Genomic DNA, 11,942 nt, shown 5'->3' with positions numbered 1-11,942 from the left:
TTATTTAGTAGCCTTTTTCTTATTTGCAACAGTCTTCTTCTTTCCCTTACGTGTACGAGCATTGTTCTTTGTGCTCTGACCACGTACTGGAAGACCGTTACGATGACGAACTCCACGATAGCAACCAATGTCCATCAGTCGCTTGATATTCAACTGGATCTCTGAACGGAGATCACCTTCTACTTTGAATTCAGCGCCGATAATTTCACGGATCTTGGCTGCCTGGTCGTCAGACCACTCGTTGACTTTCAAGTCACGGCTAACACCAGCCTTGTCCAATATCTTTGCTGAACTACTTCGACCTATACCGTAGATATAAGTCAATGCGATTTCGCCACGCTTATTCTGGGGCAAATCTACTCCAACAATTCTTATTGCCATTTTGTGTTAAATGATAAAATAAATAAATTTGTTTGTTAATAAAGCGACACGACTGACTTCACAATCAGGGTGCCAACCCTTTTTTAACCCTGACGCAACTTGTACTTAGGGTTCTTCTTGTTGATAACGAACAGACGACCTTTACGACGAACGATCTTGCAGTCGGGTGTACGTTTCTTCAATGATGCTCTTGTCTTCATATATCTCTATAGTTTATTTGTATCTAAATACTATTCTGCCTTTGGTCAAATCGTATGGACTCATCTCCACCTTTACCTTGTCACCAGGAAGAATCTTGATGTAGTGCATCCTCATCTTTCCTGAGATGTGGGCTGTGATAGGACAACCATTCTCCAACTCAACGCGGAACATCGCGTTAGAGAGTGCCTCTACGATTGTTCCATCTTGCTCAATTGCGGCTTGCTTTGCCATAACTTAATAATTTGCTTCTAATTTTTCTATTTCACTAAACGAAGATAAAACTTCTGCCTTACCGTTTCTCACTGCCAAGGTATGCTCGAAGTGAGCAGCCGGCTTTCCGTCGCGAGTGCATATAGACCAATGGTCGGGCAACATCGCAATCTTGCGGTCTCCCATCGTAATCATAGGCTCAATGGCAAGACACATTCCTGACTTCAGCAGGATGCCGTTACCTCTCCGGCCATAGTTGGGTACCAGGGGGTCTTCGTGCATCTCTCTTCCTATGCCATGGCCCGTCAACTCCCTTACGACTCCATAACCTTTTTTCTCACAATGGTCTTGAACGGCAGAACCGATGTCGCCAAGATGACGACCGGCTACCGCATTCTCGATTCCTTTGTATAAAGCTTCTTTTGTCGTGGACAACAGTTGCTTTATCTCATCGGAAACCTCACCTACACAGAACGTGTAGCAAGAGTCGCCATTGAAGCCATCCAGCAATGTTCCACAATCGATGGAGATGATATCGCCATCTTTGAGAACAGTATCTTCACTTGGTATTCCATGAACCACAATGTCATTCACGGAAGTACAGATACTAGCCGGAAACGGGTCGCCATAGGGATTCGGGAAATTCTTGAACGTCGGGATTGCTCCGTGGTCGCGAATGAATTCCTCAGCAACCTTGTCAAGGTATAGAGTAGTTACTCCGGGCTTTATACGTTTAGCCAATTCAGTCAGTGTCTGTGACACCAACTGATTGGCTTTACGCATTAATTCAATTTCATCTTCAGTCTTCAGAAAAACTTTCATCTGCACAGTGCTTAGTAAGCGGAAACGCCAGCATTACGACCGCGAACATGTCCTGAGTTGAGAAGACCATCGTAATGTCTCATCATCATGTGGCTCTCAATCTGCTGCAGTGTATCGATAACGACACCTACGAGAATCAGAAGAGAAGTACCACCGAAGAACTGTGCAAATCCATCCTGCACGTTGAGCAACGCTGCCAGTGAAGGCATGATTGCAATGAAGGCGATGAACAAAGAACCAGGGAATGTGATACGGCTCATCACCGTCTCAATGTAATCCGCTGTTTCCTTACCAGGCCTAACGCCAGGAATGAAACCATTATTACGTTTCATATCCTCTGCCATCTGAGTAGGATTCAATGTAATGGCTGTATAGAAATATGTGAAGGCAATGATGAGCACTGCAAACACGATATTGTACAGCAAACTACGGTGATCCATCAGAGAACGGATGATTTCGTTAGAGGCATCAGTAGAATACTGAACCACTGCGAGAGGAATGAACATCAAAGCCTGAGCAAAGATGATAGGCATAACGTTTGCAGCGAAAAGCTTCAAAGGAATATACTGACGAGCGCCACCATATTGCTTGTTGCCGACAATACGCTTAGCATACTGTACAGGAACTTTTCGAGTGCCCTGGGTGAGGAGCAATGCAGCACAAACCACAAGATAGAGGATGAGAAGCTCTATGATGAACATTACCAGACCACCGTTTGTGATGGCAGTAAAGCGAGAACTTGTCTCCTGAATGAAAGCCTGTGGAAGACGGGCAATGATACCGATCATAATGATAAGTGAAACACCATTGCCGACGCCCTTGTCAGTGATGCGCTCACCGAGCCAGAGAACAAACATACTACCTGCTGCAAGGATGATAGTGGCTGTGAGGATGAAAGATCCCCAGTCGAGACCAGGAGCCAAAGCTCCGTAAGCCTGCGCCTTGAGGTTCATCAGATAAGAAGGAGCCTGGAACACGAGTATGAACACAGTCAATACTCGTGTATACCAGTTGATCTTCTTGCGGCCACTCTCGCCCTCACGCTGCATCTTCTGGAAGTAAGGCACAGCGACAGCAAGCAGCTGCATAACGATAGAAGCTGAGATGTAAGGCATTATTCCCAATGCGAAAATAGAAGCATGAGAAAACGCACCACCGGAGAACATATCCAACAGTGACATCAAACCGCCACTTGTCTGATTCTGCAGTTTTTCCAACATTGCAGGGTTAATACCAGGAAGCACTACGAAAGAGCCGAAACGATAAATCGCCACGAACAGGATCGTGATGAGGATGCGCTGACGCAGATCCTCAATCTTCCAACAGTTCTTCAGTGTCTCAATAAACTTTTTCATTTACTTAGATTATAGTTGTGTTACCACCAACTGCCTTGATTGCCTCTTCAGCAGTCTTAGAGAAAGCGTTTGCCTCTACATCGAGCTTAGCCTTCAACTCGCCGTTTCCAAGAATCTTAACGAGTACTCTACCCTTTACTACTCCGAACTCCTTGAGCTCAGCAAGACCGATCTTAGTGAGGTTCTTGCTCTCTGCCAAAGTCTGAAGAGTAGAAAGGTTTACAGAAAAGTATTCCTTGTGGTTGATGTTCTTGAAACCAGACTTAGGAACACGACGCTGCAAAGGCATCTGACCACCTTCGAAGCCAATCTTTCTCTTATAACCAGAACGAGCCTTGGCACCCTTGTGTCCACGAGTAGAAGTACCACCGAGTCCAGAACCTGTACCACGGCCGATACGACGACGTGAATGTGTAGAGCCTTCAGCTGGCTGTAAATTATGTAATTTCATAATTGTTCTTTTTTTAATGTTACGAGTAATTAATCAACAACACTTACCAAGTGGTGTACCTTTCTAATCATTCCGCGGATAGTAGGATTATCTTCATGCTCTACAACCTGTGAAATCTTTGTCAAGCCCAGCGCCTGAAGAGTGCGCTTCTGGTCAACTGGAGCACCGATCTTACTCTTAATCTGTTTGATCTTTATTGTTGCCATAAAAATTCTCCTTTATTAACCGTTAAATACTTTATCAAGTGAAATACCACGAGTCTGTGCCACTGTGTATGCATCGCGCAGCTGGCTCAATGCAACGATAGTAGCCTTTACGAGGTTGTGTGGGTTGGAAGAGCCCTTTGACTTAGCCAAAACGTCCTTGATACCAACACTCTCCAATACAGCACGCATAGCACCACCTGCTACAAGTCCGGTACCGGCTGCTGCTGGGCGAAGGAATACCTTTGCACCACCGAAGCTAGCCTCGATCTCGTGAGGGATAGTACCCTTGAGAAGAGAAACCTTTACAAGGTTCTTCTTTGCAGACTCTACACCCTTTGCTATGGCAGCAGTAACTTCACCTGCTTTGCCAAGACCCCAACCGATGACACCGTTTCCATCGCCAACAACGACAATTGCAGCGAAGGTGAAAGTACGGCCACCCTTGGTAACCTTGGTAACACGGTTAATAGCAACCAATCTGTCTTTTAACTCAACGTCACTATTTATTTTTACTTTATTCATTGCCATAATCGATTAAAAAATTAGACCGCCTTTACGTGCTGCATCAGCCAACTCCTTAACTCGTCCGTGGTAGAGATAACCGTTACGGTCGAAAACCACCTTAGAGATGCCAGCCTCGATAGCCTTCTTGGCTACGAGCTCGCCAACCTTGGCAGCCTGCTCCTTCTTAGGCATAGCCTCAAGTCCGAGTGATGAAGCAGAGGCAAGTGTAGTGCCTGTCAGGTCGTTGATAATCTGAACGTAAATTTGCTTATTGCTACGGAAAACACTCATACGTGGACGCTCGGTTGTACCGTTGACACGCTTACGTATTCTGTATTTTATCTTAATTCGTCTTTCTACTTTCTTAGTTGTCATAATCGAAAATTATTAAAGTTACTTAGCTGCAGCTGTCTTACCAGACTTTCTGCGGATAACCTCACCCTTGAACAAGATACCTTTTCCTTTATAAGGCTCAGGCATACGGAAAGAACGAATTTTTGCACAGATAAGTCCCAGTAACTCCTTGTCACAAGACTCAAGAATTATGATAGGATTCTGATTTCTTTCAGACTTAGTCTCAACCTTAACTTCCTTAGGAAGCTGAATGAAAATTGGGTGTGTATAACCAAGAGAGAACTCGATGAGGTTTCCCTGGTTTGAAACACGATAACCAACACCTACAAGCTCCAAGACCTTCTGATAACCTTCGCTTACACCAACAACCATATTGTGGATCAAAGCACGGTAAAGTCCGTGGAACGCATTTTTCTGCTTATAGTTAACAGGGCTGTTCTCGTCAACAGAAAGAACAACATGTCCATCCTCTATCTTAACGATGATTGAGCTGTCAACCTTCTGTGAAAGCTCACCCTTAGGACCCTTTACACTTACAACGCCGTTGTTAAGAGCTACTGTAACTCCAGCTGGAATACTAATTGGTAATTTACCTATTCTTGACATATTCAATCCTCCAATTAATATACGTAGCAAAGAACCTCACCACCGATCTTCAGGTCGGCAGCCTCTTTGTTAGTCATTACACCTTTGGATGTAGATAATATTGCAATACCTAATCCGTTGATAACTCTCGGCATTTCCTTGTAACCAGCGTACTTACGAAGACCTGGGGTGGAAACTCTCTTAAGGCACTTGATTGCGTTTGCCTTAGTCTGTGGGTCATACTTCAAGGCAACCTTGATAGAACCCTGAGGACCATCCTCTACGAACTTGTAGTTAAGGATGTATCCCTTCTCGAAGAGGATTTTAGTGATTTCCTTCTTCAAGTTAGAAGCTGGAACTTCAACAACACGGTGATGAGCCATGATTGCATTTCTCAACCTCGTTAGATAATCTGCTATTGGATCTGTCATTATATAAAATGTTTAATTAATCGGGCCTACCCCGACAATATTAAAAAATTGAAACTGCTTATTACCAGCTTGCCTTCTTAACTCCAGGGATGAGTCCTGCAGAAGCCATCTCACGGAACTGAATACGAGAGAGACCGAACTGACGGATATAACCCTTTGGACGACCTGTGATCTTGCAACGGTTGTGCAAGCGGATTGGGTTTGCATTCTTTGGAATAGACTGCAACTTACGAGCTGCCTCGTATGCCTCTACAGGATCGTTAGAAGTTGCGATAACCTTCTTCAACGCTGCGCGTTTCTCGGCATAACGTGCCACCAGTTTGGCACGTTTTACCTCGCGAGCTTTCATTGACTCTTTTGCCATATCTTATTTATCGTTTTTAGCGTTCTTGAAAGGAAGGCCGAAAGCCTTCAACAAAGCATAACCCTCTTCATCCGTGTTGGCAGATGTCACGAAAGTGATGTTCATACCCTGGATGCGGTCGATAGAGTCGATGTTGATCTCCGGGAAGATGATCTGCTCTGTAACACCAAGTGTGTAGTTACCACGGCCGTCGAACTTGCTCTCGATACCCTTGAAGTCGCGGATACGAGGAAGGGCGATGCGCACGAGTTTCTCGAGGAACTCATACATGCGCTCACGACGCAATGTCACCATAACACCGATAGGCATCTTCTTACGAAGCTTGAAGTTAGCGATATCCTTCTTAGAATATGTTGCTACTGCCTTCTGACCAGTGATAGCAGTGATTTCGTTGATAGCGACATCAATGATCTTCTTGTCCTGTGTCGCATCTCCGAGACCCTGGTTTACAACGATTTTCTTGAGGGCAGGAATCTGCATCTTAGAAGAATAGTTGAACTGTTTCTGGAGTGCAGGAGCGATTGTCTCTGCGTAAACGGTTTTTAATTCAGCTGTATTCATTATTTGATTTCCTCCCCTGACTTTTTAGCGATGCGGACCTTCTTGCCCTCATCGTTCATCTTAATTGCAATACGAGTAGCCTTGCCACTCTTAGGATCTATCAAACTCAAGTTAGAGATATGTATAGAAGCTTCCTGCTTTACAATACCTCCCTGAGGGTTCTTAGCACTTGGCTTTGTGCTCTTAGAGACCATATTCACGCCCTCTACGATAGCACGCTGCTTGTCAACCAGTACCTTCAGCACCTTACCAGTCTTGCCCTTGTCCTCACCGGCCAGAACGATGACTGTATCGTTTTTCTTAATATGTAACTTATTCATTAATCTCTTACTTTAAATATTAAAGAACCTCAGGTGCCAAAGAAACGACTTTCATGTTGACTGCACGCAATTCGCGGGCAACAGGGCCGAAGATACGGCTACCGCGGATTTCACCAGCATTGTTCAACAAAACACAAGCATTGTCATCGAAACGGATGTAAGAACCATCAGCACGACGAATCTCCTTCTTTGTGCGAACAATCAAAGCCTTAGATACTGCACCTTTTTTCAAATCACTTGACGGGATGACGTTCTTTACAGAAACTACGATCACGTCACCAACACTTGCATAACGGCGGCGTGTTCCACCAAGCACACGGATGCACAAAGCCTCACGGGCGCCGCTGTTATCACATACAGTAAGTCTTGATTCTGCTTGTATCATATTTACTTAGCTTTTTCAATTATTTGAACTAATCTCCATCTCTTTGTCTTACTCAAAGGACGAGTTTCCATAATGAGGACTGTATCACCTACGTTAGCCTCATTCTTTTCATCATGAGCATGGTATTTCTTTGTCTTCTGGACAAACTTACCATATATAGGGTGCATCTCCTTGAACTTAGAGGCAATAACAATGGTTTTATCCATCTTGTTACTGATAACGACACCCGTTCTTGTCTTTCTTAAATTTCTTGTTTCCATCTGGACCATTGTTATTTGTTAAGTTCTCTCTCGCGGAGTACTGTCTTCATGCGTGCGATGTCACGACGTGCCAACTTAATCTGAGATGGATTCTCTAGAGGAGTGATCGCATGATTAAGTTTCATCTGATTGTACTTTGCAACCTCTGACTCTATTCTCTCTACCAAGTCCTTGGTTTCGAGTTCTTTTACTTCTTTAATCTTCATAATTAAGCGTTTTTATCGAAATCACGTCTAACAATAAATTTAGTCTTAACAGGCAATTTCTGCGCTGCGAGACGAAGAGCCTCCTTTGCTATGTCAAAAGAAACGCCTTCAACCTCGAAAAGAACGCGTCCTGGAGTAACAGGGGCTACCCATCCTGCTGGATCTCCCTTACCTTTACCCATTCGGACGTCAGCAGGCTTGCGAGTGATTGGTTTGTCCGGGAAAATGCGGATCCATACCTGACCCTCACGCTGCATATAACGATTGACTGCGATACGGGCAGCCTCTATCTGGCGGCTATCCAACCATTTTGCCTCAAGTGTCTTGATACCGAATGATCCGAAAGCCAGCTGTGTACCTCTGTGAGCGTTGCCTTTATTACCACGTCCATCTTGAGGTCTTCTGTATTTTACTCTTTTAGGCTGTAACATGTTTGTTTCTAACTTTAACGGTTATTGTTTCTCTTACGGTTACCTCTTGGCTTGCCACCCTGACGTCCGCCATTAGACTTCTCCTGTGTGAAGTTAGGTGTGAGATCTACCTTGCCGTAAATCTCGCCGCGGCAAATCCAAACCTTGATACCAAGCAGACCAACCTTTGTGAGTGCCTCTGCCTGACAGTAGTCGATGTCAGCGCGGAATGTATGAAGAGGAGTACGTCCCTCCTTGTACATTTCCTTACGTGCCATCTCGGCACCGTTCAGACGGCCAGTGATCTGTACCTTGATACCCTCAGCACCTGCACGCATAGTGTTTGCAACAGCCATTTTGATAGCACGACGGTAAGCGATCTTACCCTCAACTTGTCTTGCTATGTTATTAGCAACGATTGATGCGTCAAGCTCAGGCTTCTTAACCTCGAAAATATTAATCTGAATCTCCTTGTCGTAGAGTTTCTTCAACTCTTCCTTCAACTTGTCAACGTCTTGACCACCCTTACCAATGACGAGACCCGGACGGGCTGTGCATATAGTGATGGTAACAAGCTTCAAAGTACGCTCGATGACGATGCGGGAAACGCTAGCCTTAGCCAGACGCTCGTTAAGATACTTACGGATTTTGGTATCCTCTACCAAATTATCGCCGAAGTTCTTACCACCGAACCAATTTGACTCCCAACCTCTAATGATACCAAGACGGTTGCTTATTGGATTTACTTTCTGTCCCATTCTACTATATTATTTTTCATCATTAGTTTTGGCATCAACAAACAGAGTGATGTGGTTGCTACGCTTGCGGATTCTGTAACCACGGCCCTGTGGTGCCGGTCTCATACGTTTCATTGTAACGCCCTCGTCAACGAAGACCTTAGAGATATAAAGTTCACCGTCTTCAGCCTTACGGTCATTTTTTGTTTCCCAGTTTGCGATAGCAGAGCGCAACAACTTCTCTACGTCTGCAGCAGCAGCCTTGTTAGAGAATTTGAGAACTCCAAGGGCGCGGTTAACCTCCATGCCACGAACCATGTCAACTACATAGCGCATTTTACGTGGAGAAGAAGGAACGCCATTGAGCTTCGCAAAGTACATTGTTTTCAAGGCCTCTTTTCTTTTCTCAGCCGATATTTTTTTTCTTGCTCCCATTTTAATTTCTTTTTACAATGGTTTGCCTGTTATTTCTTATTACCAGCATGTCCGCCGAAACGACGTGTTGGTGAGAACTCACCAAGCTTGTGGCCGACCATGTTTTCGGTAATGTAAACAGGAATAAATTTATTTCCGTTATGAACTGCAACAGTGTGACCCACAAAATCAGGGGAAATCATTGATGCTCTAGCCCATGTTTTAACGACACTCTTCTTTCCGCTTTCATTCATAGCGAGAATTTTCTTCTCGAGCGATACGTTAATGTACGGACCTTTTTTTAATGAACGACTCATAATTTACTCTAATTAACTTGATTATTTCTTAGCTCTTTCAATAATATACTTGTTAGAATGCTTCTTTGGAGCTCTTGTCTTGAGTCCCTTAGCATACAAGCCCTTACGTGAACGTGGATGACCTCCAGACTGACGTCCTTCACCACCACCCATTGGGTGATCAACTGGGTTCATTACAACACCACGGTTGTGTGGACGACGACCAAGCCAACGTGAGCGACCTGCCTTACCAGACGACTCAAGAGCGTGGTCCGAGTTACCTACGCTACCTACAGTAGCTCTACAAGCACTAAGAATCTGACGAGTCTCGCCAGAAGGGAGTTTGATAACACAATAACTGCCTTCACGAGAAGTCAACTGAGCAAAATTACCAGCCGAACGAACGAGCAGGGCACCCTGTCCAGGACGCAATTCAATGTTGTGAATTACTGTACCTACTGGGATGTTAGCGAGCGGGAGAGTGTTTCCAATCTCAGGCGCTGCATCCTTACCAGACATCAGGGTAGTACCTACCTGCAGTCCATTGGGAGCAATAATGTAACGTTTTTCTCCATCTGCGTAGAACAAGAGAGCGATACGAGCCGAGCGGTTTGGATCATACTCAATTGTCTTAACTACAGCTGGAACACCATCTTTCTCTCGTTTGAAGTCGATCATACGGAACTTCTTCTTGTGACCGCCGCCACGATAGCGGACAGTCATCTTACCGGTGTTGTTTCGACCGCCGGTAGAACGTTTACCGTAAACGAGAGACTTCTCTGGCACGGATGCAGTAATCTCCTCGAACGTGCCAATAACCTTGTGTCTTTGACCCGGTGTAACCGGTTTAAATTTACGTACTGCCATTTTTTATTTTAGATATTGCTGTAAAAATCAATTGTATCGCCCTCTTTCAGAGTAACGATTGCCTTCTTATACGCGTTCTTCTGACCCTTGATGAGTCCGGCCTTTGTATAGCGGCTTGAGCGCTTACCAGCGTAACGAAGCGTATTTACATTAATTACTGTAACGTTATACAGACTTTCAATTTCTTTCTTAATCTCGAGCTTACCGGCCTCTGGGCGAACGATGAAGCCATACTTAGCCTCTGCCTTCTTTGTGCGTGTCTCACCCTTTACCTTGTAAGTTTTCTCAACAGAAGACTTGTCTGTAATTTTAGTCATCTTCTCAGTGACCAATGGTTTGATAATGAATGCCATAATTTACTGTCTCCTATTAATTTATTTTGTTAAGATTCCGTCGATTGCCTTGAGCGAATTTTCAGTCACGACAAGAACATCAGCGTTCAAAACCTTGTAAGTATTGAGGGCCGATGCAGTCATGATTTCGGTACGCTGCAAATTTCTAGCTGACAAATATACGTTTTTATTTACTTCTGGCAAAACCAAGAGAGTCTTACGTCCGTCAACTTTAAGATTTTTAGCAACATTTACGAATTCTTTAGTCTTTGGAGCCTCAAAAGTGAAGTCCTCAACAACAACTATAGCATTCTCCTGAGCCTTGTAAGAAAGAGCGCTCTTGCGTGCGAGAGACTTAACTTTCTTGTTCAGCTTGAAACGATAGTCACGTGGTTTAGGACCGAATACGCGACCACCACCAACGAGTACAGGTGAGTTGATATCACCACGACGTGCGCCGCCGCCACCTTTCTGACGTCCGAGCTTACGTGTAGAACCAGCATGCTCACTTCTCTCCTTAGACTTTGCTGTTCCCTGACGCTGGTTAGCGAGGTACTGCTTTACATCGAGATAAAGAACATGGTCATTAGGCTCAATTCCGAAGATTGATTCGTTTAACGTAACCTTTCTTCCAGTGTCCTCACCTTTGATATTTAATACGCTAATTTCCATTATTTCTCAATTATTACGGTTGAACCATTACAACCAGCTACACTTCCCTTAACGAGAATAAGATTGTGCTCTGGAATTACCTTTAACACTTTGAGGTTCTGAGTTGTCACTCTGTCACCTCCCATTTGTCCGCCCATGCGCATTCCCTTGAATACCTTTGCTGGGTAAGAACAAGCACCGATAGATCCCGGTTTGCGGGCGCGGTCGTCCTGTCCGTGAGTAGACTGTCCTACACCACCGAATCCGTGACGCTTAACGACACCCTGGAAACCTTTACCCTTTGAGGTACCTACAACGTCAACGAAGTTTGTGTCGTTGAAGATCTCAACCGTAATGGTGTCACCGAGGTTGTACTCCTCGTCAAACTTGAACTCGGCCAAGTGTCTCTTTGGTGTTGTACCTGCCTTCTTGAATACGCCGAGCATAGGTTTAGTGGTATTCTTCTCCTTCATCTCGCCGTAAGCCAACTGATAGGCCTGGTAACCGTCCTTCTCAACGGTCTTTACCTGAGTTACAACACAAGGACCTGCTTCGATAACAGTGCACGGTACATTCTTACCGTCGGCACTGAAAACGGATGTCATTCCGATTTTTTTTCCAATTAATCCTGGCATTTCA

Annotated in this window: 25 protein-coding genes; all 25 read right to left on the bottom strand. The window is 44.7% G+C overall.

The features are described 5' to 3' along the window. Entirely contained in the window at positions 1-381 is a 381-nt protein-coding gene (gene rpsM / locus ST42_RS02700) for a 30S ribosomal protein S13 (protein WP_022315745.1), read from the bottom strand. Positions 382-464: 83 nt separating this feature from the next. Further along, a complete protein-coding gene (gene rpmJ, locus ST42_RS13395) occupies positions 465-581 on the bottom strand; it encodes a 50S ribosomal protein L36 (protein ID WP_006950529.1) in 117 nt (38 codons plus the stop codon). Positions 582-594: 13 nt separating this feature from the next. Continuing rightward, positions 595-813: a translation initiation factor IF-1 gene (gene infA, locus ST42_RS02695; RefSeq protein ID WP_022315744.1), complete on the bottom strand. Its 219-nt coding sequence runs from the start codon at positions 811-813 to the stop codon at positions 595-597. Between the two features lie 3 nt (positions 814-816). After that, a complete protein-coding gene (map, locus tag ST42_RS02690; RefSeq protein ID WP_044072138.1) occupies positions 817-1,614 on the bottom strand; it encodes a type I methionyl aminopeptidase in 798 nt (265 codons plus the stop codon). An 11-nt stretch (positions 1,615-1,625) separates the two neighbouring features. After that, the gene (secY, locus tag ST42_RS02685; protein WP_022315742.1) at positions 1,626-2,969 is read right to left on the bottom strand and encodes a preprotein translocase subunit SecY; all 1,344 of its coding nucleotides are present in this window, start codon (positions 2,967-2,969) and stop codon (positions 1,626-1,628) included. A gap of 4 nt (positions 2,970-2,973) precedes the next feature. Continuing rightward, a complete protein-coding gene (gene rplO, locus ST42_RS02680; RefSeq protein ID WP_022315741.1) occupies positions 2,974-3,420 on the bottom strand; it encodes a 50S ribosomal protein L15 in 447 nt (148 codons plus the stop codon). Between the two features lie 29 nt (positions 3,421-3,449). Further along, positions 3,450-3,626 carry a 50S ribosomal protein L30 gene (rpmD, locus tag ST42_RS02675; RefSeq protein ID WP_022315740.1) on the bottom strand — a complete coding sequence of 59 codons (177 nt, stop codon included), beginning with the start codon at positions 3,624-3,626 and terminating at the stop codon, positions 3,450-3,452. Between the two features lie 15 nt (positions 3,627-3,641). Beyond that, positions 3,642-4,154: a 30S ribosomal protein S5 gene (gene rpsE, locus ST42_RS02670; RefSeq protein ID WP_042519089.1), complete on the bottom strand. Its 513-nt coding sequence runs from the start codon at positions 4,152-4,154 to the stop codon at positions 3,642-3,644. A 6-nt stretch (positions 4,155-4,160) separates the two neighbouring features. Beyond that, entirely contained in the window at positions 4,161-4,505 is a 345-nt protein-coding gene (gene rplR, locus ST42_RS02665) for a 50S ribosomal protein L18 (RefSeq protein ID WP_022315738.1), read from the bottom strand. 18 nt (positions 4,506-4,523) lie between these two features. Beyond that, positions 4,524-5,090 carry a 50S ribosomal protein L6 gene (rplF, locus tag ST42_RS02660; protein ID WP_022315737.1) on the bottom strand — a complete coding sequence of 189 codons (567 nt, stop codon included), beginning with the start codon at positions 5,088-5,090 and terminating at the stop codon, positions 4,524-4,526. Positions 5,091-5,104: 14 nt separating this feature from the next. Next, positions 5,105-5,500: a 30S ribosomal protein S8 gene (gene rpsH, locus ST42_RS02655; protein WP_022315736.1), complete on the bottom strand. Its 396-nt coding sequence runs from the start codon at positions 5,498-5,500 to the stop codon at positions 5,105-5,107. A gap of 61 nt (positions 5,501-5,561) precedes the next feature. Further along, positions 5,562-5,864, bottom strand: a complete 303-nt coding sequence (gene rpsN / locus ST42_RS02650) for a 30S ribosomal protein S14 (protein ID WP_022315735.1) — start codon at positions 5,862-5,864, stop codon at positions 5,562-5,564. Between the two features lie 3 nt (positions 5,865-5,867). Beyond that, positions 5,868-6,425 carry a 50S ribosomal protein L5 gene (gene rplE / locus ST42_RS02645; RefSeq protein WP_022315734.1) on the bottom strand — a complete coding sequence of 186 codons (558 nt, stop codon included), beginning with the start codon at positions 6,423-6,425 and terminating at the stop codon, positions 5,868-5,870. Next, positions 6,425-6,745, bottom strand: coding sequence for a 50S ribosomal protein L24 (rplX, locus tag ST42_RS02640; protein WP_022315733.1), 321 nt, complete (start codon positions 6,743-6,745; stop codon positions 6,425-6,427). Before rplX ends, rplE begins: the two co-directional genes overlap by 1 nt. A gap of 19 nt (positions 6,746-6,764) precedes the next feature. Beyond that, positions 6,765-7,130 carry a 50S ribosomal protein L14 gene (gene rplN, locus ST42_RS02635; protein WP_009231165.1) on the bottom strand — a complete coding sequence of 122 codons (366 nt, stop codon included), beginning with the start codon at positions 7,128-7,130 and terminating at the stop codon, positions 6,765-6,767. Positions 7,131-7,132: 2 nt separating this feature from the next. Continuing rightward, positions 7,133-7,399, bottom strand: coding sequence for a 30S ribosomal protein S17 (gene rpsQ, locus ST42_RS02630; RefSeq protein WP_082026239.1), 267 nt, complete (start codon positions 7,397-7,399; stop codon positions 7,133-7,135). A gap of 2 nt (positions 7,400-7,401) precedes the next feature. Further along, positions 7,402-7,596, bottom strand: a complete 195-nt coding sequence (gene rpmC, locus ST42_RS02625; RefSeq protein WP_022315731.1) for a 50S ribosomal protein L29 — start codon at positions 7,594-7,596, stop codon at positions 7,402-7,404. Between the two features lie 2 nt (positions 7,597-7,598). Further along, positions 7,599-8,027 carry a 50S ribosomal protein L16 gene (gene rplP, locus ST42_RS02620; RefSeq protein ID WP_022315730.1) on the bottom strand — a complete coding sequence of 143 codons (429 nt, stop codon included), beginning with the start codon at positions 8,025-8,027 and terminating at the stop codon, positions 7,599-7,601. A 14-nt stretch (positions 8,028-8,041) separates the two neighbouring features. Next, positions 8,042-8,764 (bottom strand): 30S ribosomal protein S3, encoded by a 723-nt coding sequence (gene rpsC, locus ST42_RS02615; RefSeq protein ID WP_022315729.1) that lies wholly within the window; start codon positions 8,762-8,764, stop codon positions 8,042-8,044. 9 nt (positions 8,765-8,773) lie between these two features. Continuing rightward, positions 8,774-9,178 (bottom strand): 50S ribosomal protein L22, encoded by a 405-nt coding sequence (gene rplV / locus ST42_RS02610; RefSeq protein ID WP_022315728.1) that lies wholly within the window; start codon positions 9,176-9,178, stop codon positions 8,774-8,776. Between the two features lie 29 nt (positions 9,179-9,207). Further along, complete coding sequence (rpsS, locus tag ST42_RS02605) at positions 9,208-9,474, bottom strand: 30S ribosomal protein S19 (protein ID WP_022315727.1); 267 nt, start codon at positions 9,472-9,474, stop codon at positions 9,208-9,210. 21 nt (positions 9,475-9,495) lie between these two features. Beyond that, entirely contained in the window at positions 9,496-10,320 is an 825-nt protein-coding gene (rplB, locus tag ST42_RS02600) for a 50S ribosomal protein L2 (protein WP_042519092.1), read from the bottom strand. A gap of 8 nt (positions 10,321-10,328) precedes the next feature. Next, entirely contained in the window at positions 10,329-10,673 is a 345-nt protein-coding gene (gene rplW, locus ST42_RS02595; protein ID WP_022315725.1) for a 50S ribosomal protein L23, read from the bottom strand. A 21-nt stretch (positions 10,674-10,694) separates the two neighbouring features. Beyond that, complete coding sequence (gene rplD / locus ST42_RS02590; protein WP_022315724.1) at positions 10,695-11,324, bottom strand: 50S ribosomal protein L4; 630 nt, start codon at positions 11,322-11,324, stop codon at positions 10,695-10,697. Then, positions 11,324-11,938: a 50S ribosomal protein L3 gene (gene rplC / locus ST42_RS02585; RefSeq protein WP_022315723.1), complete on the bottom strand. Its 615-nt coding sequence runs from the start codon at positions 11,936-11,938 to the stop codon at positions 11,324-11,326. Before rplC ends, rplD begins: the two co-directional genes overlap by 1 nt. Between the last annotated feature and the right edge of the window lie 4 nt (positions 11,939-11,942).

The sequence above is a fragment of the Prevotella pectinovora genome (genome assembly GCF_000834015.1).
Taxonomy (GTDB): Bacteria; Bacteroidota; Bacteroidia; order Bacteroidales; family Bacteroidaceae; genus Prevotella; species Prevotella pectinovora.
Note: the sequence above shows the minus strand (reverse complement) of the source record. Positions and strands in the feature narration are given on the sequence as shown.

Coding starts and splice junctions, on each gene's coding strand:
- secY (WP_022315742.1), bottom strand. CDS start 2,969: ATGAAAAAGTTTATTGAGACACTGAAGAACTGTTGGAAGATTGAGGAT.
- rpsC (WP_022315729.1), bottom strand. CDS start 8,764: ATGGGACAGAAAGTAAATCCAATAAGCAACCGTCTTGGTATCATTAGA.
- map (WP_044072138.1), bottom strand. CDS start 1,614: ATGAAAGTTTTTCTGAAGACTGAAGATGAAATTGAATTAATGCGTAAA.
- rplD (WP_022315724.1), bottom strand. CDS start 11,324: ATGGAAATTAGCGTATTAAATATCAAAGGTGAGGACACTGGAAGAAAG.
- rplF (WP_022315737.1), bottom strand. CDS start 5,090: ATGTCAAGAATAGGTAAATTACCAATTAGTATTCCAGCTGGAGTTACA.
- rplX (WP_022315733.1), bottom strand. CDS start 6,745: ATGAATAAGTTACATATTAAGAAAAACGATACAGTCATCGTTCTGGCC.
- rplW (WP_022315725.1), bottom strand. CDS start 10,673: ATGGCATTCATTATCAAACCATTGGTCACTGAGAAGATGACTAAAATT.
- rplP (WP_022315730.1), bottom strand. CDS start 8,027: ATGTTACAGCCTAAAAGAGTAAAATACAGAAGACCTCAAGATGGACGT.
- rplR (WP_022315738.1), bottom strand. CDS start 4,505: ATGACAACTAAGAAAGTAGAAAGACGAATTAAGATAAAATACAGAATA.
- rpsH (WP_022315736.1), bottom strand. CDS start 5,500: ATGACAGATCCAATAGCAGATTATCTAACGAGGTTGAGAAATGCAATC.
- rpmD (WP_022315740.1), bottom strand. CDS start 3,626: ATGGCAACAATAAAGATCAAACAGATTAAGAGTAAGATCGGTGCTCCA.
- rpsM (WP_022315745.1), bottom strand. CDS start 381: ATGGCAATAAGAATTGTTGGAGTAGATTTGCCCCAGAATAAGCGTGGC.
- rplN (WP_009231165.1), bottom strand. CDS start 7,130: ATGATACAAGCAGAATCAAGACTTACTGTATGTGATAACAGCGGCGCC.
- rplE (WP_022315734.1), bottom strand. CDS start 6,425: ATGAATACAGCTGAATTAAAAACCGTTTACGCAGAGACAATCGCTCCT.
- infA (WP_022315744.1), bottom strand. CDS start 813: ATGGCAAAGCAAGCCGCAATTGAGCAAGATGGAACAATCGTAGAGGCA.
- rplC (WP_022315723.1), bottom strand. CDS start 11,938: ATGCCAGGATTAATTGGAAAAAAAATCGGAATGACATCCGTTTTCAGT.
- rpsE (WP_042519089.1), bottom strand. CDS start 4,154: ATGGCAATGAATAAAGTAAAAATAAATAGTGACGTTGAGTTAAAAGAC.
- rplB (WP_042519092.1), bottom strand. CDS start 10,320: ATGGCAGTACGTAAATTTAAACCGGTTACACCGGGTCAAAGACACAAG.
- rpsN (WP_022315735.1), bottom strand. CDS start 5,864: ATGGCAAAAGAGTCAATGAAAGCTCGCGAGGTAAAACGTGCCAAACTG.
- rpsS (WP_022315727.1), bottom strand. CDS start 9,474: ATGAGTCGTTCATTAAAAAAAGGTCCGTACATTAACGTATCGCTCGAG.
- rpsQ (WP_082026239.1), bottom strand. CDS start 7,399: ATGGTCCAGATGGAAACAAGAAATTTAAGAAAGACAAGAACGGGTGTC.
- rpmC (WP_022315731.1), bottom strand. CDS start 7,596: ATGAAGATTAAAGAAGTAAAAGAACTCGAAACCAAGGACTTGGTAGAG.
- rpmJ (WP_006950529.1), bottom strand. CDS start 581: ATGAAGACAAGAGCATCATTGAAGAAACGTACACCCGACTGCAAGATC.
- rplO (WP_022315741.1), bottom strand. CDS start 3,420: ATGAAATTACATAATTTACAGCCAGCTGAAGGCTCTACACATTCACGT.
- rplV (WP_022315728.1), bottom strand. CDS start 9,178: ATGGGAGCAAGAAAAAAAATATCGGCTGAGAAAAGAAAAGAGGCCTTG.